14 protein-coding genes and 1 pseudogene are annotated in these 18,979 nt (G+C 39.0%); 9 read left to right on the forward strand and 6 right to left on the reverse strand.

The window, feature by feature from the left end:
- The first annotated feature begins 1 nt into the window (after position 1).
- From GKD17_RS00560 to GKD17_RS00580, 5 genes are all read left to right on the forward strand, one after another.
- Positions 2-1,105 carry a helix-turn-helix transcriptional regulator gene (locus GKD17_RS00560; protein ID WP_007834524.1) on the forward strand — a complete coding sequence of 368 codons (1,104 nt, stop codon included), beginning with the start codon at positions 2-4 and terminating at the stop codon, positions 1,103-1,105.
- 151 nt (positions 1,106-1,256) lie between these two features.
- Positions 1,257-1,673: a hypothetical protein gene (locus GKD17_RS00565; protein WP_007834526.1), complete on the forward strand. Its 417-nt coding sequence runs from the start codon at positions 1,257-1,259 to the stop codon at positions 1,671-1,673.
- A gap of 185 nt (positions 1,674-1,858) precedes the next feature.
- Positions 1,859-2,302 (forward strand): hypothetical protein, encoded by a 444-nt coding sequence (locus GKD17_RS00570; RefSeq protein WP_007834528.1) that lies wholly within the window; start codon positions 1,859-1,861, stop codon positions 2,300-2,302.
- Between the two features lie 56 nt (positions 2,303-2,358).
- Complete coding sequence (locus tag GKD17_RS00575) at positions 2,359-2,865, forward strand: hypothetical protein (protein WP_007834529.1); 507 nt, start codon at positions 2,359-2,361, stop codon at positions 2,863-2,865.
- Positions 2,866-2,868: 3 nt separating this feature from the next.
- On the forward strand, positions 2,869-4,935 hold the full coding sequence (locus tag GKD17_RS00580; protein WP_007834533.1) for an AAA family ATPase: 2,067 nt from the start codon (positions 2,869-2,871) through the stop codon (positions 4,933-4,935).
- A 73-nt stretch (positions 4,936-5,008) separates the two neighbouring features.
- On the opposite strand, the gene GKD17_RS00585 is transcribed toward GKD17_RS00580, so the two are convergent.
- Together GKD17_RS00585 and GKD17_RS00590 are read right to left on the reverse strand one after the other, a co-directional pair.
- The gene (locus tag GKD17_RS00585) at positions 5,009-6,676 is read right to left on the reverse strand and encodes an RNA-binding domain-containing protein (RefSeq protein WP_007834534.1); all 1,668 of its coding nucleotides are present in this window, start codon (positions 6,674-6,676) and stop codon (positions 5,009-5,011) included.
- A complete protein-coding gene (locus GKD17_RS00590; protein WP_008767280.1) occupies positions 6,673-6,888 on the reverse strand; it encodes a helix-turn-helix transcriptional regulator in 216 nt (71 codons plus the stop codon). The genes GKD17_RS00585 and GKD17_RS00590 overlap by 4 nt, the downstream gene beginning before the upstream one ends.
- 272 nt (positions 6,889-7,160) lie before the next feature.
- Between GKD17_RS00590 and GKD17_RS00595 the strand changes: the two genes are divergently transcribed.
- Complete coding sequence (locus GKD17_RS00595) at positions 7,161-10,865, forward strand: hypothetical protein (protein WP_007834536.1); 3,705 nt, start codon at positions 7,161-7,163, stop codon at positions 10,863-10,865.
- Between the two features lie 547 nt (positions 10,866-11,412).
- Here the strand turns inward: GKD17_RS00595 and GKD17_RS23670 are convergent.
- Together GKD17_RS23670 and GKD17_RS00610 are read right to left on the reverse strand one after the other, a co-directional pair.
- The gene (locus GKD17_RS23670) at positions 11,413-11,592 is read right to left on the reverse strand and encodes a hypothetical protein (protein WP_080549523.1); all 180 of its coding nucleotides are present in this window, start codon (positions 11,590-11,592) and stop codon (positions 11,413-11,415) included.
- A gap of 759 nt (positions 11,593-12,351) precedes the next feature.
- A pseudogene (locus GKD17_RS00610) lies at positions 12,352-13,574 on the reverse strand (tyrosine-type recombinase/integrase).
- Between the two features lie 402 nt (positions 13,575-13,976).
- Here GKD17_RS00610 and GKD17_RS00615 point away from each other — a divergent pair.
- The 3 genes from GKD17_RS00615 (at position 13,977) to GKD17_RS00625 (ending at position 17,326) form a co-directional block, all read left to right on the forward strand.
- Positions 13,977-14,300, forward strand: coding sequence for a type II toxin-antitoxin system RelE/ParE family toxin (locus tag GKD17_RS00615; protein ID WP_007834544.1), 324 nt, complete (start codon positions 13,977-13,979; stop codon positions 14,298-14,300).
- Positions 14,290-15,405, forward strand: a complete 1,116-nt coding sequence (locus tag GKD17_RS00620) for a HigA family addiction module antitoxin (protein ID WP_007834545.1) — start codon at positions 14,290-14,292, stop codon at positions 15,403-15,405. The genes GKD17_RS00615 and GKD17_RS00620 overlap by 11 nt, the downstream gene beginning before the upstream one ends.
- A gap of 622 nt (positions 15,406-16,027) precedes the next feature.
- Positions 16,028-17,326 (forward strand): glycoside hydrolase family 88/105 protein, encoded by a 1,299-nt coding sequence (locus GKD17_RS00625; RefSeq protein ID WP_007834547.1) that lies wholly within the window; start codon positions 16,028-16,030, stop codon positions 17,324-17,326.
- A 144-nt stretch (positions 17,327-17,470) separates the two neighbouring features.
- On the opposite strand, the gene GKD17_RS00630 is transcribed toward GKD17_RS00625, so the two are convergent.
- On the reverse strand, positions 17,471-17,968 hold the full coding sequence (locus tag GKD17_RS00630) for a hypothetical protein (RefSeq protein WP_007854916.1): 498 nt from the start codon (positions 17,966-17,968) through the stop codon (positions 17,471-17,473).
- Between the two features lie 12 nt (positions 17,969-17,980).
- A complete protein-coding gene (locus GKD17_RS00635) occupies positions 17,981-18,628 on the reverse strand; it encodes an outer membrane beta-barrel protein (RefSeq protein WP_022185134.1) in 648 nt (215 codons plus the stop codon).
- Positions 18,629-18,979: the final 351 nt, after the last annotated feature.

Raw genomic sequence — 18,979 nt, forward strand, 5'->3', positions numbered from 1 at the left:
CATGCAACGTAAAAACCTCTTTGATGGCGAGAGCTATAAGGCTGAATTTGCTATAATAACCTATCGGTGGCTGATGAGCCGTCGATGGGTTACTAATGCAGATATTATGGCAGATAGGTTAGGGTGCTCTATAGAAGAACTACCAGCAAATTTATCCAATTGTGATGGTTATGGCGAACTAAAGAAGATAGTTTGTATTGTAAAGAAAGCCATCCGCGACAAACTGGGTGTTCACAATAAGAATGTTGACGATTGCTTTGAGGAAGACGGCAATAATAAGAACAGGCGATTCCGTTACATAGGCAAGGATAATGATCCTCTCGCAGAAATGCGTAATGCTAAGGTTATCAACAACCTTCGTCAATACTGGAAGTTCTGTCAAGGTTCTGCAGGTTTCTTTCCAAAATCATGGTTGGAGTACTTCTTCAAGGATTGCCAAGATCTGCTTGACATAAAAGTTAAACGACAAAAAGGAGAACAAGTAATAAGCGCAAGTCTTGACCGCATTCTAACCAACATAGAGTACTTGCCTTCTCTGTATGAAGCCATCACGAACAAAATGGTTATGGAGATAGACTATAAGCCATTTGAAGAAGAAGTAATCACACTAATGTTCCATCCACATTACTTGAAGGAATATAATGGCAGATGGCATCTTTTCGGTCATGCAGACGGACGAGTTCCAGAATATGGTTATAACATAGCTCTCGACAGAATACAATCAAAGCCTCGTGAAAGGGGCAAAGTTGAATATGTGCCAGCTCCGAAGCACTTCTATGATGCGTTTTTCAAGGACATAGTTGGCGTAAGTCATAGAAAAGATGCCCATAAGGAACATATTGTTATACGTGCGCGTTCATTATATATTTATAAATTAATGGACACAAAACCTCTTCATCAGAGTTATGCCGTTGTGAAATCTTTCGGCACGTATGACGATGGAGAGTATGCGGAGTTCTCCATTGATGTAGAACCGAACAACGAATTCTACGGACGCATACTTCAGATGGGAGCAGGATTAGAGGTTGTTTCACCAGATTCCGTTCGGAAAGAAATTGCGCAACGAGTACGTGATTTAGCCAATTTGTATCCTCACGAAAAATAGCGGAATGGTTCCAAAATAAGAGGAACCATTATACTCACTTCCACTTGATTTTATTAACTAAAAACGCGTTACTTTTGCAGCGTCAAACTTCGACACCACCTCGGAGTTGACGCTGCAAATCGTTGGTGGGGTACAACAAAATCTGCACACTATGAAACAAGCAACAAACAGCAGCAAGAACTCTATGAACAAGAAAGCAAGCCAAAAGCAATTCGCAACAAACAGGAAGGCAGAAGCAAATGCTCACCATAAGGTCAACAAGAAATGGGAGTTGATAAAGAATACCCCTCGATATCGCTCTGCATTAGCAAAAGAAGTGTGTGAAACTATCACCAAGAAAATAGAAATAGAAGTCCTAAACGGAATACTCCTCAATCTAAACATCAGGAGTCAGGCTAAGACTCCAAATGTACAGAACCGCATACTGAGACGTATAATCGAAAAGCGTCAGGCACAAGCAAATCACAAGAAACATGGACGCACAAATGATCTCACCTTGATGTACGTTTCCATAATCTGCACAAGCCGCTGCATGGAAGCCATTCGTAAGAAACGGGTTGCCGCATAACCTAACAAGAAACAACGTATTGGTTCCAAGTACAAAGGAACCAATACTCTTGAAAAAGGTTTAGGTCGGTACATAAAAACCATATAACTTCGCACTGCAATTCCGAGAGAGTTGGTTTTGTTTTACATTATTTATCAAAACAGAGGTGGCGGCCCATTCCGCTAAACAGACAAAATCGAAAGAATATGAATACATCACTCGCACTCGTTGCCGCAAAGGCACTCCCAGCCCTCTCGGGCAGTTCCCTCACCTACAACCCAGAGAAGAACGTGTTCCTCACCCTTGGTTATACCAGCGCAGCAGGAAATACCTACTACAAAGCAATCCGGTTCTCTAACCGACTGGCCGTATATTACCACATAGGTGAAGGATATGCTCACACCTTCTTGAACGGCATTACGCTTTTCGCATGGAACGGGCAGAAAGCGAATATCATTGCACAAAAATTTTGGGGCGGCTGCAATTGGAGATGCTTCAACGAGCGAACGGCCAAAGAGGAAAGCATTGTCATGCTGAAGGACTTCCTTGCAGGACAGGCAAAGGCTATGGGAAGTATCATTGCTGACAGCCAGCTACTCGCCTTCTCCAGAAACATGATTGAAGAAACGCAGCAGAAGTTGCTCCAATAAGCTGATAAGCAAGAAAAAAGTAACCAAGTCCATAAACTAAGAAAAACTAACAAGAGATGGCATCACTTGCAAAAGCAATCAACAAAGACTTGTTCGACAAGATTCTGCCAACATTTGGCAACCCAAGAGTTCACGTCCCTGTGTGGGATGAAGGTCAGAAAATGTTCCTTTGCGAGGAATATGAAAGTGGTAACGGACATCGCTACTACAAAGGCGTACGATTCTGCGACCGTATTGTCATTGTGGAGAAAGTGGGGCTTTACCACACTTGGACTTACATCGACAGCATTGAGGTCTATGCCTTCAACGGTACAAGACTGGAACTTGTGCAGAAACGTGACTACGACAAGACGTTCCGTAACGAAGAATTCATCCGTCAAGAGTCGGAAACCATGGTATGCAACTACTTCGAAGGCGTTCTGAAAGCACAGAGGTCAGCTATGCCAAAGGAACAGCTCGAAGCACAAGCCAAAAGCATCATCGAAGGGTGCTACAAGAGTTTTCTCGATAACGACTTCAACACACGCCTCACCCAAATCCTTCCACAACTTGAACAGAAATAGAACATGCAGAATACCCAGATAGACCCACTGAATCACGAACAGCAACTTGCGTATGAACTTGTTGCCAACACAAATTCCAGTTTCTTCCTAACGGGACGTGCTGGTAGTGGTAAGACAACCTTCCTCCACAACGTTCAGAAGTTGGTTGGGAAGCAGTTCATCACTCTTGCCCCAACAGGTGTAGCAGCCATCCTTGCCGGGGGTGACACCATTCACTCTTTTTTCGGTCTTCCGATGGAGATTTGTACTCCTGGAACATGCGGAAAGATGAACGAGGCAAAAATCCTCACTCTTATCCATGCAGATAGCATCATCATTGACGAGGTATCAATGGTAAAATGTGATGTGATGGATGCTATCGACTATACCATGCGCAAGGCTCTCAGAAACAACACTCCATTCGGAGGCAAGCAAATGATTTTTGTTGGCGACATGTTCCAGTTGCCTCCTGTCGTAAGGCAAGGACCAGAAAAAGATCTGTTGAAAGACTTGTATCACACGGAAGACTTCTTCTTTTATAAGTCGAATGCCATTAAGCGCATGCGACTCGTAAAGATTGAGTTTCAGAAGGTGTATCGTCAGGATGATGCACACTTTCTTCACATTTTGGAGAATGTGCGCATGAATAAGGTAACTCCAGAGGACATCACGCATCTTAATGATCGCGTACGCGTGCCAAATGAGGAAGACGGTGCTGTCATCACCTTAGCTTCCATCAACAAGACTGCTGACAAGATTAACCTTCAGCGACTGGAGGAGATTGAAGCAGAGGAGTTCGTGTACGAAGGTACTGTTGACGGAACTTTCGAGGAGAAACGTTTTCCTGTAGAACTGAAACTTCGCTTGAAAGTTGGTGCACAGGTGATGTTCACACGCAACGATCTGCAAAAACGTTGGGCAAACGGTACGCTCGGAAAGGTGACCAAACTCACCAAGGACGAGATAAGCGTCACGCTCAACAATGGCGAGACGTATGTTGTGCCTTGCTGCTCTTGGGAATCGTATAGCTACGACTATAACAAGGAAGAACGTAAGATGAAGAAGGAGTTGACAGGTACCTTCACCCAATATCCTCTGAAACTGGCATGGGCAATTACAATACACAAGAGCCAGGGCATGACTTTCGACAAGCTTTCGCTTGATCTGAGCCGAGGGATGTTCGCAGCTGGCCAACTCTATGTGGCACTCAGCCGTGTACGTACACTGGAAGGTCTTTATCTCTCAAAAAACATTATTCCTCAGTATGCTCACACTAGCCGTGAAGTCCTTACTTACGCAAGCGAGTACAATAACGAACAGCAGATCGATAACGAGATTGAGAGCGGAAAGGCAGTTTATAGTGCTCTTCAGCAGAATGACTACGACGAAGCAGCAAAGCAGTATCTGATGCTCGTGACAAAGAAAGCTGAGAATGGCGACTTCAAGGAGGCGATGCAGCAGGCAAAACGTTTCCTGGACATACTAGTATGTGACGAGCATCTGTATGGTTTGATAGAGGACATTCCGGAAAATCTTCTTCATACGAGCCATTGGGCTCCGAAGTTCATTGCAGCCTTGCTGAGTCTTTACGCTCAGAAGTACAAGGATGCCTTGATTCTTATCGGCGAGGTTCTTGAAAGACATCAATGTGCAGAGGCACTATACATTAAATCGCGTGCCTTGGCAAAACTTGAACGCTACACAGAAGCAGACGATACCAACTGCCAGTTGGCGAATGTGTTTGAAATGGCAACACCTGATGCAAAGGTTCTTTTCATGATTGCCATACTCAATGAGATGCACATAGGAGACCCTGGACTTGACCTTATGCGAAAGTTGGTGGAAGCACGACCAAAGTACGACCTCGGCATCCTCGCCTTGCGCACATTGATGCAGAGACATGGTTTACAACTCGACAAGTTGTCGGACAATAACTGTGAGTTAGTGGACCTTTTCAATTCTGATGCTACAGAAGAGGAATTCCTTGCCGAACTGAAGGTGTGCCGCGAGAAAGCACCTAAAGCAATTACTTACCTGATTCGTCGAATCAAGAAGCAGGTATTCAACGAAGAGCAACCCGTCGATGAGTGACGGGAAACTCTTCTCATACCTCAAAATAGAAACATAGAAAAACTAAGGCGCGTTTTCCTGTAAATATATGTGGCTATTTTTTATTTCTCCTATATTTTTGATTGCTGGCATTAGGGTGCTCAGGATTGGTCATTTCAAGATAGCCAGCTTCGACAAGGGCCATGATGTATGTCTGTATGTTCTTGCTATGATATGTCACACCCGCTCTTTCGAGAATTTCCTTGCTGCTACGTGGTACACTACAAAAGTTTACTATATCCTTCTGCTTATTTGTTATTTTAGGACGTTTAGTGTCAGAGTCGGCATTGAAAGTGTCAGAGTCGGAATCTAAGTCAGTGTCAGAGTGTCTAAGTTTAGTGTCAGAGTCTGTATTAAAAGTGTCAGAGTTGGTATCTAAGTTGGTGTCAGAGTGTCCAAGTTTAGTAACTAAGTTGCCATTTACTTGGTTACTTTCTTCGGTTGCTTGGTTACTATTTTCGCCAACTTGGTCACTTCCTTTGCTAACTTGGTTACCTCTTGGCCTATTTATCGTAATCACGAACTCATTAGTCCTGTCATTGTTGTTGAACGAAACATTCATATCCTCAGATAAGGCACGAAGCATACCGCTACCTGCTCCTGTGTAGGGAAGCAAGTGGATGGCATTTGTGAAGAGGAACATATTGCGTGGCATGGAAGTTCCCACAACAATGTCATCTATGGTAAGCCCATTGGGAAGAGTTCCGGGACTGTGTATCTCCACCCTATCATCAAAAATGAAGATGCGGATAGGAGCAGTCGCATTCAGTGAGCGATGCACTAAAGCATTTACGGTAAATTCAACAAGGCTGATGTATGGAATCTCCAATGCTCCTTGCGAGTTAAACTCATGCCCGACTTGTATATGACGTAAGTTTCGGTTGAAGAAATCCATAATGGTTTCAAACTGATGAAGCAGATTACCCTCAATGTCGGCATCATTCACCTTATCGCGGAACTGTGTACCGCCAAGATTGTTGCCCACAAAGCAGATACACTTTGCTGTCATGGCTGGAAGCCAACGCTGGGTGTACTTGCCAAACAGTAACATTGCAGCCACTGTAATTTTTCCATCGGGCCGGATGAAACGTAGATTACGCAGCAGTTTCTCCCCATCGTGCCCACTGGCAATTGCAGAGCAGACAGTATTTAAAGAGGCTTCACGTAAAGCATCGCCTACCCAACCCTTTCTCACCAATGCTTTTTCAAACTTGTTGCTTAGGAAATTTTTGATGGTATTCTCGTCCAAGTCCTTAATCGTAGCATCCCGAACCCCAGCTTCATCAGGCGAGAAACTGCCGCAGTCGGTCATCATCTCGGCAAGTTCGGCATTATCGAACACCTTGCGCTTGTCGGCACCGTTCTTCACCCACACAATACCCCGATTGTCGTGGTAAGGCTTATTCACCCCTTCTTTAATATGAGCCACAACAAGGCTTCCGCCATCCACGGAAATAGTTTCTACATCAACAAGGATGGCAGGAACAACATTCTCTGATGCGATGTTGCTAAGTGTGTTCGTGGTTTCCTGTACTTCCAGATATGACAAAGGATTGAGACTGCCGGTTTTGTCCTTCACACCAACGACCAATGTTCCACCACGTACATTGCTGAATGCCACCAATTCGCAGCCGATGTCGTAGCTGTCAAGGAGCCGTTCTTTGAACTGCATCTTACTGACCTCGCCAGACTTTATCTGTTGGATAATATCTATTTCATTCATTTTTTCAAATGTTTTTGGTTGAGTAGTCTACCTGCATCAATATTCAAAGCTTCTGCTATTCGCAGGAGGTTTCTTGCGTCAGGCTGCATGGTATTCGTCACCCATTTGGAGACAGTAGCCCTGTCTTTTCCTAATTGCTCTGCCAGCCACTTACTACTTTTTTGTTCTTCAGCAAGCACAATCTTCAGCCTGTTAATCATTTCTTTTTCCATAAAAGACATTCCTTTCGGTGTAAAGGTACAAATAAACCCAGAGAATCAAGATGAAATATATCAAAAAAGAGTATTTATACGACAAATAATTGGCTATAGCACCAATCAAATCCCCTTACTTATTGATTTATATGTGAAAGGATGATTGAGTTGATAAAAATTTAAATTAATTTTGTATGTTCACTCCTGAGAAAAACTCGTTTCAGACACACTTAAAGAAACACTACTGTTAAAAATAAACGTATGGGCAAAATATATAATATTAAAGCATAATGAAACTCATTAAGGCCAATAATCTCAAACGATGGGCAGACACGTTGGAAATCCGGGGTTTGCTTTCTGAGTTAATACGCCGATTGGTGCATGTAACCAAGCCGCATCTTTCAAAGGTGTACATACCGACTGAAGAAAGCACTCATTCTGCCGGATGGGATGGCATTGTTATTTCTGAAGATAATGACACTTATCTGCCAGCTGGTACATGTCTTATTGAAATGGGAACAAATGAGAATGTTGCGGCAAAAGCTAATGACGATTATACAAAACGTACAAAAGACTCTTTAGGATTTGAGAAAGAAGAATGTACTTTCGTTTTCATCACTCCTCGCGAATGGCCAAAAGCTCCATCTTGGGAAACAGACAAAAACAAACTGAATGAGTGGAAAAAGGTTAAAGTGATAACAGCTGTAGAATTGGAAGATTGGTTGTCTTATTATCCTTCTGTTGCTTTATGGCTGACAGAAAAACTTAACATCTCCCATAGGGTGAAGATTCAGAGCATAGAATCATATTGGCACCAATGGTCAACCAACGACAAAGGGCAGCAACTTTGTTATAGTGTTGCCATTGGAGGACGTAAGGAATCTGTCAAAGAACTTTTGGAGAAAACAGAAAATCATATTGCGATAGATGTTTGTTCCCATTCTATAGAAGAATCGCTTGCATTTGTCGTGGCTGCTATATTACAATACGGAGATGACAGCCTTAAAAATAGAGTGCTTTTTGCGAAAGACAATGAAACCACAGGCTTATTGGCTTCACAATGTTCCAATATGGTTATTATCTCTAGTGGAGATGATAAAAACATTGATCCAAACGAGAATTGTTTGGTCTATGTTGCACATCCATCTTCAAGAAGTAAAAGTGGAGTGTCTATCACTCTACAGACACCAGAGCCAGACGATTTTATTAATGCTTTAAAAGAAAGCGGATTTAATGAAACGCAAGCAAGGCAGCTTTGTTCTGATACAGGGCGAAGCACAGCTATCTTGAGAAGAAAACTTGGTTTTGAACGCAATAATCCTGATTGGGCGAAGCCTGAAAATATCAGCCGATTACTTCCGGCTTTTCTGATTGGGCGTTGGCTGAATAATCAGGAAGGAGACAAAAAATTAATTGAGGAGCTTTCAGGGATCGAATATTGCCAATTCGAAAATCTTATTCAGACATTTGCTAAAGGCAACGATAGTCCTTTGGGACTTATTGATAGTCTATGGTATGTTATATCTCCATTTGACGCTATAAATTATGCAATAGATTTTATCACACCCCAATACTTGGATAGATTCTCTGCTATTATTGACAAAGTCGCAAATGATATTGACCTTGATGACAAAAAGGCAGCCACGACTGATTCCTTATTCTGGCAAAAACATAATACGAAGTATAGCTATTATGCTAAAGAAGGGGTATTCTTGACATTGGTGTTATTGGCTCTTCGAGGTGACAAAAATGCTCAACTGATTCCGTGGGTTGACGAAAAGGTTAGAGCAATATTAAATATAAACACTTTAGAATGGTGGTTTAGCTATTGCAAACATAATCTGATATCTCTCTTGGCAGAAGCTTCGCCTCAGGTTTTTATTCAGAGAATTGAAGATGATGTGATGAGCGATAATTCTATCATCCGTGAGATGTTCCGAATCAATTTTGAGCATACCTCCTTGTGGGGTAATAGCTCGCACTATGGATATGTTTTATCTGCATTGGAAGACTTGGCCTGGCCTGCAGAGAATCTTTCCAGAATTAGCCGAATCCTGTTTGAACTCTCGCCTTTAGGGAAGAAAGAAGGGTATGCTGGAAATCCTTTTGAGTCGTTGTGCAAAATATATTGTCTCTGGATGCCTAAAACAAAAGCAACCATAGAGCAATGTTTTATGGTACTTGAATCCATGGCAGAGGAGTTTAGACCATTTGTTTTTAGACTTTGTAGATGTTTAGTGAACTATAGTCGTCAATCACAAAGCATTAATGGCCGCATAATGCGGTGGAGATATTTCGGAGAAGACGTTAAAGCCGTGACAATGGATGAGTTTTTGACAGCATTAACAGCTACAGTGAGGATGTTGATACAAAATTGCGATTATAGCAATGATGCTATTGAATGCATGTTGGAAACAGCGACTGCTCCTGACTTGCCTGCTCATCTTAGGAAAGAAGTCCAAGATGCGATTTCTTCAAATATAGATTTTCTGAAAGGTAAAAATAAGTTCTGTGACAAAATAAGAGAAAAAATATATCATTTTGAAGAAGCCCGTGATTCAGATTGGTGTATAAGTGATGATGAGATGAACTGGCTAAAAAATCTCTTAGAAGCCATATTGCCAGATGATATTATTGAGGCTAACTTGTGGAAATTCAAGGCATTTTTGCCTGTACATGAACTACATCGGAGAGAGGATGATATACGTAAGTGGACAGAAAAGCAGTTGAGTTTCAGAGTAGCTGCCGTGAAAGAACTGTACAAGCGGATAGGATTCGATGGTTTAAGAAAGATTGTCGAGAAATCTGAAGACAAATATCAAACAGGCCTTGCATTTGCAAAATTCAAGACCACATACCCGATGATTGATTTTGTTTTAAACGAAGGTTTTGACAATCAACTTTTAGCAGGATTCTTTGTCTCTTTATTCAACACAAACAAGGAACGCTATTGGAAAGTAGTGAAGAAATACAATAATCGGAATGATATTCTTATTAGCATCGGAACAAATGAAGAATTAACCAGATTTGTCGAAACTCTACCAGAAGAAGCTAAGGAAAATTATTGGAAGACCGTATCTGTTTGGTGCTATTCTGACGATACGCTGAACATAATGACAGAGCAACTGCTTAAAGTGGGTAGGTATGGCGATGTATTATCTTTGCTACGTCATGTTAGTTATGGTGGGAAGGACATTCCTGTTGCACCAGCCTTTAATGCCTTACAAGGATGGTTGAACAATATTAAAACACCAGAATTTGAGCAGTACAGGCATGATGCAGAAGAAATACTGGAATATCTTGATAAAAATCCAAATGTCAAAGATGAACAAATAGTTAGTTTAGAACTTTTACTTAGCGAAATTTTCCATCTGGATTCTGATTGTCGCCTGTATCATTCTATTTACACAGAGCCAAAAAATTTGTTAGAACTAATATCATTTGCATACCGTGGAGATGAAGATTTTGACGATAAGACTTATTCTGATTCAGAGAGAAACATCGGGTTGCTTTCACTGCGTTTTATCAAAGGCCATGTAAAAAGTTGCCCTGGATTGACAAAAAACGGGACATTAGATGAAGATGCTTTGATGAAATATGCCGATGAATTTATGTCTCTTGCAAAAAGAGAGAAGTATTTTCATGCTGCAAAGATAGTGTTTGGTCAATTGTTAGGCAACATTCCTGACAGGGAAGACTACCCACAGAATGTTCTCTGTAAACTATTGACAAAATATAGTGAACATGGTCGTGACAAATCAATCCTAAATTCTTTTCGATGCCAGTTCTTTAACAATCGTGGTATGACCTCACGTCTGCCCTACGATGGAGGACGAATTGAAAGAACACGAAGTGAGAAATACAAGAAATATGCAGATAAGACACGCTACACGTACCCAGATGTCGCATCAATCTTCGACTCATTGAGCCGAGATCATGAATTTGATGCATATCGTATGGACAATCAAGCTGAATTGGCAAAAATTGGGTACTAAAATATGATGCGATATTTAACATTGACTATTAATATAAAGTAATAGTGCTGTATCCCTAATGAATTTAACGGCAATATACAATCTCTCAAATTCTGCGTAAACAATGCGTAAACAAACGGTTTCAGTTATGGGTATTTAATGAGTTTTATAAGAAATAGTGAAATTTATAACTACTTGATATTCAGCAAATATTGATAAAATAAACTATCGCAGAATATCATTTTATCGTTCTCATAATCTGGAGGTCCCTGGTTCAAGCCCAGGCTGGTCCACAAAGCATAAAACAAAGGAAATCAAGCCGTTACAAAGAGATTTGTAGCGGCTTTTTTCTTTGCACACAAAAGTTCATTGCACACAATTTGCACACAGCTTCCGAGAAGTACTGATAATCAATGATAAACGAAACACACCGGTAAATTACATCGCATTTCATCTCGTTTCTTTCTTTCATAACTATTGCCTTACCGGTTGAGGTTTTTCACCGATAGTATAATACAAATAAAAGGGATAAGCTACACACCGATAGTTATCCCTTTTATTCTCAAAATCACTTTTTGATAGGAGGAATGAGCCCGTATTTTGCGGCTATTTCAAATAAGCGGTCACTGTTATATCGATACTGCCCCACTATCATAGCGGAATATTCACTATCAGTTTCATCATAGTCATAATTGGGATAAAAACTACTAACCTTATGGAATAAAGCCCTACCTTCCTCATCAAACATATTCTTAATGATATTGCCAATAGCAATCCAATCGTTGTAATAATAAGTAATATCCACTTGACTTCATCAATATAAAGTTCGCGTTCCCTTTGAGCTTCCTCATGTTCTTTGATATTCCTTTCCAACCGCTCAAAGTAAGCGTCACCGAGTCCTTTCTCTTCAAGTGTTTTATCAAACATATCAATGATTTCATCTGAAAATTCTTCTTCATCGTCATCTTCGGTCCAATCATCCAAAGTGGCAAATATATCTTCCCCGTTATCTTCTTTCTCTGGTGAAGAAGTATCTTCAACCTCTGTTTCATCCTCGCACTCAATATCCGGCCCTAACATATCGATAAGCTCGTCAATGGTATACTCTCTTTTTTCTGGAGTATTCTCCGCAACGTCTTCTTGGGTAGTAGGCTCGTTTACGCTCGCTTCCTGTTCTTGAACAACAACAGGCTTTTCTTCTACTGCTTTCTTTTTCTTTGGAGATTTCTTTTTAGCTCCTACAACCTCAGTAGTCAAAGGTTGTTCTTCTTGGGTTCTTTTCTTACGTGTCATAACTTTATTTATTTTGACATTAATAATTTTCCGAGTAATTGAATTTTCGGTTAATACATATATCCACGATATTGTCAGAATATAAGGGAATAGGGTATTTTAACTATATTATTAAGCCCTCGCACCAGTAATTTAGCACAAAGAAAGCTCGGTTATCCTAATGAGTAGGTATTACCGGGCAAAGAGAGAAGACAGCTCATATAAGCTATATAGGCTATAAAAACGAGGTCAAAAGGTTGGTGTTCTTAGTTCGCTCTTCTTTCTCAAAGCTCGCCAGATATGCTTCTGTAGTTCTTAGTCGGTATGCCCCAAAGACTCGCTTATATACGAGATATTGACTCCGCTTCGTTTCAATACGGTTGCGTATGAGTGTCTTGCGGTGTATGTGGTAATGTTGCCGATTCCCAATTCTTCACCTATCAACTTCATACGCTTGTTTATTCGTTTTACTACATCACGAGTTATGGCTTTAGCTTCAATTGCCGTTTCATTCCCTTTCATATATGGAAATATATAATTGTCAGGTAGAGGCTTATTTCCCCATTTATCAATGACAGCCTGCATTTGTACTGAAATAGTTGCTCGTATCTCTTTTCTGTTTTTTGTTGTGCGCTCTGTTTTCTGCCTTACAAAGCATATCTCACCGTCCACAATATCCGAGAACTTTAGTTTCAGCATGTCTGTCGGATTGATACCGTTACACAAGTAAATGAATATCCAAAGGTCTTTATACCTATTAGTCGTTTCATTTCCGCTCTTATAATCGAAAATAGCTTTCAACTGTTTCTTTGTCAAGCCTTTCTTTCTTCCAATACCGGTCTTTATCTCAAACAAGCCTTTTCCAAATGGGTATTGCGACTCTTTGATAACTCCGGCTCTCTTTGCTTCATTCATCAAAGTACGAATATTCCTCATGTGCATACCGATTGTAGAAACGCTTCTTGTCTTTGACCAAAGTTTCTCACATTTCTGCAACCATTCAACAGTAATGGCACTGAACGGAATATCTTTTCCTCCAACTTCTTCAACCATAACTAAAGTACATTTGAAGAATTGCATTGTTCCGATTCTATCTTCGCTTTTCAATTCCTCAATTTTTGCTCTTATGACACTATTTAGAGTGTCTCCGGTTGCCTTTCCCAAACGTAAATTAAGCGTATTGAAAGAGAATATTCCCTTTTCTGCCAGTGCTTCAACATTCATCCGGACTAAAGAAAAACAGCTTTCAATGGCTTGTTTGATTTTTCTGTATTCAAACGATTTACTGCCCGGCAGCTTGTTCCATTCTTCTTTTGTCATACAAATGCCAATGGAATCATATTTTGGCCTCTTCTGATAATAACCCTTGATTTTAACAGGATATTTACCCTCCTTGTTGATTGTACGTGCACCCAGTACCGTAGAAACTACGACACCATCTTTAGAATAATTGAACATGATTTTTAGTAATTACATGCAAGTGGAATTGCTTGCAATAATCTATATATCTATTTTTTGAGGGAAATATAGACGGGTTTGAAACGTTTTGAAGCCTTTTGAATAGTTTAGATATTTTCTTCAAGAGGTTTAAGCAAAGATGCAAATTATATGATATAATACTACACTTTTTATCAAAGAAACTAAATTCTTATTTTCAAGAAATAGAAAATCAATATCCTCTCAATAATTCGTACATTAATGATTTGAAAAAGCGTTTATAAATAAACAATATGTCTTTTCTATCGTTTATTTAATGTATAATACAATACTGTATAATTATCAAATTTGATAATTTATACCATGAAATTTGTTATCACAAAAAATAAAATTCTTATCTTTGCAGAAAGATAATGAAATTGCATGAATATCTATACAGAAGATGAAGCATTAATAGAGTTGTTGGAAGTGGGTTGCACCAATGACAAAAGATACAAAAGACTTCCTAAGGATGTTATTAAAGGTTATATAAAAGCATATAATCATTTAAGGGCAGCCAAACGAATAGAAGATTTATTCAGAATTGGAAGTTTGCATTATGAACGGTTAAAAGGAGATTTAAAGGACTTTGAATCGGTTAGATGTACTGGACGTTGGAGGCTAATATTTAAAAGTTCTACCATAGACAGTTCATTGATAATTACAGATATAGAATTAATAGAAATATCCAACCATTATGGCGACTAAATTTAAATTAAACGATTGTGTACCTTGCATAGCAATTCATCCGGGAGAAATCATTAAGGATGAATTAGATGCAAGAGAGATGAAGCAAAAAGAATTAGCTTCATTTATGGGTATGCCTACTTCCGTACTCAATGATATAATAAAGGGGCGTCGTGCTATAACTCCTGAAGTTGCTGTTTTGTTACAGGAAATTTTAAGTATAGACGCTTCTTATTGGTTATCATTACAAAATCAATATGATATAGACAAAGCAAATATCAATACAAAAATAATAGAACGGAAAAGAAATATTGAGATTTGGAAAATCATTTCTCAATATTGTTCTATTAAATGTTTTGAGAAATTAAATATTATAGGAACTAAAATATCAGAGAATATAAAAACTATATATTCAATTTTTGGTGTTACCTCTGTTGAAGAACTAATAACATTATACTCTCAAGAGAAAGAAGTTTCTTATTTTAAGAAATCTGAGCGTTTGAAAAGTGAGCCTATAAATATTTTTTCATGGAAATACTATGTTTTTTATGAAAGTTCGAAAATTCAGTGTGATACGAAGTTTAGTAACGACAATTTAAATAATCTTATTGATGAATTAAATCATTTATTTGTTATAAATAAGGATACTATAGATACAACAAAAAAAATTCTATCACGATATGGAATTAAATTTATCATAGTGCCCAAATTTGACAAAACTCCCATTGATGGATTTTCTTTTTGGCAAGGAGAAAACCCAACTATTGTATTAACATTACGATTAAACAGAATTGACAATTATGCCTTTGCTTTATTGCATGAAATATATCATGTTTATATGCATCTTTTCAACAATAGAGAACAAAAATATATTTCCATCGAAGGAGCTGAAATAAATAAATGTGAAGAAGAAGCAAATAAATTCGCCAAGTATTCTTTAATTAGCAAAGACTTATGGAGTGCATTCTTAAAACAACATTCTATGATTTCTCCACATGCAATGCAAATGAAAATAAAACAATTTGCTCATCAACATAATATCAATGAAGCTATTGTTTTAGGATTTTATCAACACGATATTAATTTGTACTCTATTAAAAGTTCAATATCAAGAGAAATAAAATAGTCCAATTATATGTACCGTGCAAATCTAATTGCACGCAATTTGCACGCATCTTCAGAAAATAGAAGAAAACAAGAAAGATTATTTGAAAAAGAAATACTACCTTTAGGCTTGAAAATCAAGGAGTATGAACCTGAAAAGAAATGAAGAGCAAATTACTGAAAATCAATTATTTGCGACTCATAATCTGGAGGTCCCTGGTTCAAGCCCAGGCTGGTCCACAAATAAAAAAGGCTGATTCCTAAGGGAATACAGCCTTTTTTATTTGTAAACTCTCCAGGTATAAATCCGTTGCTTTAGATAACATTGGAATTTAATCAAGGTAGTTGTTGGCTTCAGAATTTACACAGAGATAATTAATGTATTGATAACGAGGTAGCTTTACATTTGTTGCTCTTGTTATAGGAATCATGAACAGAATTTCTTTCTCTTAGTATAAAATCATGAGCACATTATATACTCTAAAACTGCAAATGTGGGTTTTACCTTAAAAAAACAGGATGGAAATTTGTACGAAATAGAAAGATGACTTTATCTTTGAAGAATATTAAAGCTGGCCGGACTTTTTATTTTGACGGAATACAGAGATTGTTAGTATAAAAATAAAAGATTAAATTTAGGTTTTATGGTTAAAAGTTATGCTTGTGCAGGCATTTTATTGTTTGCGATAGGATTATTCCCCTTAATGGCACAGGACAACACTGTGGCCAAAGAGATGGCTATAAAGATAGCCGATCGTATTATTGCTTCTACGGTTTATGAGTTCAAAGATGTAAAAACAGGTAAAGTATACACTTCTTTGGACAATGTTGCTTTAAATCCGGATATACGTGTCAATAGTAAATATTTGAATTGGCATTATACAAACGGAGTAACGAATATGGCTTTGATGGAGTTGGGTGATAAAATACAGAACCGGAAATATGAGGATTATGTGCTGAAAAATATGAAGTTTATTTTTGACAAGACTAATCAGTCTTATTTTCATCGTCTGTATGATAAAACTTTCCGTGAAGGAGGATGGAGGGCGGTTCCCCGTCTTACTTGGCATATGATTTATAGAAACAAGCGCTTGGATGACAACGGTCCTATGGGGGCTAGTCTGATAACTTTGAACCAGCGTCATCCGGATGAGGCTTTCCAACAATATGTTGAAACAACAAATCATCATCTTATGGTTTCGGAACCCCGCTTGGCCGATGGAACCATAGCTCGCTTGTGGCCTCATGAAAATACTGTTTGGGCAGATGATGCGTTTATGGCGGTATCTTTTATTTCTAGAATGGGAGAGGTTACCGGTGAAAAGAAGTATTTTGATGATGCGGCCAATCAGATATTGAATTATACAAGGTATTTATGGTGTCCTGAGAAACAGATTTATTATCATTGCTATCATACGGATAATAAAGAGCATGGAGTGGCGCATTGGTCGCGGGCCAATGGATGGATTTTTATGGCGACAGCCGATTTGCTGGCCAGAATGCCGGAAGATCACCCCATGCGTGATGATGTGATAAAGAATTTCCAGATGCAGGCCAGTGGGGTAGCCCGGTATCAAGGGAAAAACGGTTTGTGGCATCAGCTATTGGATAAAGCAGATTCTTATGAAGAAATCACCGGTACTTCCATGTTTGTATTTGGTATAGCTAAAGGTGTGAAGGAAGGATGGCTGCATCCGGATTTCATTTATGTAGCATGGCAGGGATTAAAAGGTATGTTGTCAAAGATTTCAGAGAATGGTGATGTGACGGCCATTTGTGTCGGTACAGGTATCATGCCTTCCACCGTATTTTATTATAATCGTCCTACTCAGGAAAATGATCCGATGGGTGAAGGGCCTGTGTTACGTGCTTTGGTAGAAATGATTGATGCACCTAAATATACGGAAATTAGTGCGAATGATCAGTATGATAAGATAAAATAAAGATAGAACCAAGAAAATACAATTGCCGTAGGGGTGGACTGGATTCGCCTGGATACACTTCTTTGTGGTGCCAGACGGAAACATTCCGCCCCTACAGTAAACCTGATGATAATGAAAAATATTTTTTTCAGTCTTTTGGCTATATCAGAACTTTAAATCCAATCGACCCTCTTTTATTCTTTCTCCCTCGAAAGTGCCACTGATTATTCTGTTATTTAAATCGAAACGGGTGATATTGATTATTCCATCTTCCAGTTTTTCTTCTTGATTATTTTCATTTTTGAATATAACATCAGTATAGATAGTCTGATCGTCACTCGCTCCTTCTGAGATACTGTAAATAGTGATGTCTTTCTCTTTGGGGTCAATGATGTTGAAAGAAATGGAAGCATTGTTGTCCACTCGGACATCTATGCTGACTATCGCTTTCTCGTCTTCGTTGCGGGCAGGATAATAAGAAGCCTTATCATCTGAGTCATAGCGCTGTCCCGTATATACCCAGCCATCTATCAGGCAACCAAAGGTATTGGCTCCTGTTTGAGTGGCAGGGGGCATGATGGTAGGATCTGCTGAAAAGTCTTCTCTATCACAGGAACAGCATAATGCGATTGTTAATACTATTGTAATAAGATATTTAATCATGGCTTGAATTTTTTAAAAATGATAATTGATACCTACTGAGAATCCTAATTGTGAAATGTCGTCCGCCCCCTTCATTGGATAGTGTGGCTGCACCATCCATTCCTTATCATGATAACGAACAGAATACTCGCCGGAATATGCCAGGATATAGTTTATCCTTGCACTGACTCCCCAATGGGTGAAAGCACGGTATTCTCCACCTATGCCAAAGTTCGCCGCCCATTTATTCATGGATACTTTCCGTGGCTTATCATATACCGTACTGTTATCTTGATATAACTGATATCCGGTTCCGGTAGTAAAATACAAGCTGAATTGCTGTTTCAGCCAATGCAGGGAGAACTGTGGAGCAAAATAATGTGTTTGAATTTTATCACTGCTGTTTGGCATGTCGTTAGTATACCGGCTGCCTTGATAAAGTACTCCGAATCCCACCCGTATGGCAGGCTTGTTTCCTATCAGATAAGTATAACTTCCTGACCAGCCTATGCCATTGCGTAAACTTGAAGAGTGTACAGCTACTCCTATCAGCTTTCCGGTGTAAAAGGTAGGCCCTGTTTGGAGGGACAGGATAGAACGTTCGCTAGTGCCGAATTGTGCGTATAGCACTGATGAATACAGCAGCATGGCTGTTGGTAAAAAACATAATTTACATTTCATAATAGTTGTGTTTGTCTAGTTAAGCATTATAAATACAAAAATAGTAAATCATTGAATATAATGATCTTATTAGCCTATTTATTTTAAACCGAGCATGAAAAATGTGATAGATTAACGCTTATCCGAATCTGTCTTAGGGTGGAAAATAACTGTTATGTAATGATTTGACTTCTTTTGCTACTGAATATTATGTAAATATAGGTACCGAATCGTGAACGAAAGTTATTGTTTGAACATTTTCCTATGGAAATTTGTTATAAAGGAAAATATGAATACATTTGGAAAAAGTTTCCTAGGGAAATAATTAAAGAAGATGATGTAACAGAGTCTGGTTTTAATCATAAAAAGAGA

It is taken from the genome of Phocaeicola dorei (genome assembly GCF_013009555.1).
Taxonomy (GTDB): Bacteria; Bacteroidota; Bacteroidia; order Bacteroidales; family Bacteroidaceae; genus Phocaeicola; species Phocaeicola dorei.

Excerpts from the sequence above, each read along its gene's own strand:
- GKD17_RS00565 (WP_007834526.1), top strand. The coding sequence starts at position 1,257 with ATGAAACAAGCAACAAACAGCAGCAAGAACTCTATGAACAAGAAAGCA.
- GKD17_RS00620 (WP_007834545.1), top strand. The coding sequence starts at position 14,290 with ATGGCGACTAAATTTAAATTAAACGATTGTGTACCTTGCATAGCAATT.
- GKD17_RS00575 (WP_007834529.1), top strand. The coding sequence starts at position 2,359 with ATGGCATCACTTGCAAAAGCAATCAACAAAGACTTGTTCGACAAGATT.
- GKD17_RS00590 (WP_008767280.1), bottom strand. The coding sequence starts at position 6,888 with ATGGAAAAAGAAATGATTAACAGGCTGAAGATTGTGCTTGCTGAAGAA.
- GKD17_RS00630 (WP_007854916.1), bottom strand. The coding sequence starts at position 17,968 with ATGATTAAATATCTTATTACAATAGTATTAACAATCGCATTATGCTGT.
- GKD17_RS00595 (WP_007834536.1), top strand. The coding sequence starts at position 7,161 with ATGAAACTCATTAAGGCCAATAATCTCAAACGATGGGCAGACACGTTG.
- GKD17_RS00625 (WP_007834547.1), top strand. The coding sequence starts at position 16,028 with ATGGTTAAAAGTTATGCTTGTGCAGGCATTTTATTGTTTGCGATAGGA.
- GKD17_RS00560 (WP_007834524.1), top strand. The coding sequence starts at position 2 with ATGCAACGTAAAAACCTCTTTGATGGCGAGAGCTATAAGGCTGAATTT.
- GKD17_RS00615 (WP_007834544.1), top strand. The coding sequence starts at position 13,977 with ATGAATATCTATACAGAAGATGAAGCATTAATAGAGTTGTTGGAAGTG.
- GKD17_RS23670 (WP_080549523.1), bottom strand. The coding sequence starts at position 11,592 with ATGTTTGATGAGGAAGGTAGGGCTTTATTCCATAAGGTTAGTAGTTTT.
- GKD17_RS00585 (WP_007834534.1), bottom strand. The coding sequence starts at position 6,676 with ATGAATGAAATAGATATTATCCAACAGATAAAGTCTGGCGAGGTCAGT.
- GKD17_RS00635 (WP_022185134.1), bottom strand. The coding sequence starts at position 18,628 with ATGAAATGTAAATTATGTTTTTTACCAACAGCCATGCTGCTGTATTCA.
- GKD17_RS00570 (WP_007834528.1), top strand. The coding sequence starts at position 1,859 with ATGAATACATCACTCGCACTCGTTGCCGCAAAGGCACTCCCAGCCCTC.
- GKD17_RS00580 (WP_007834533.1), top strand. The coding sequence starts at position 2,869 with ATGCAGAATACCCAGATAGACCCACTGAATCACGAACAGCAACTTGCG.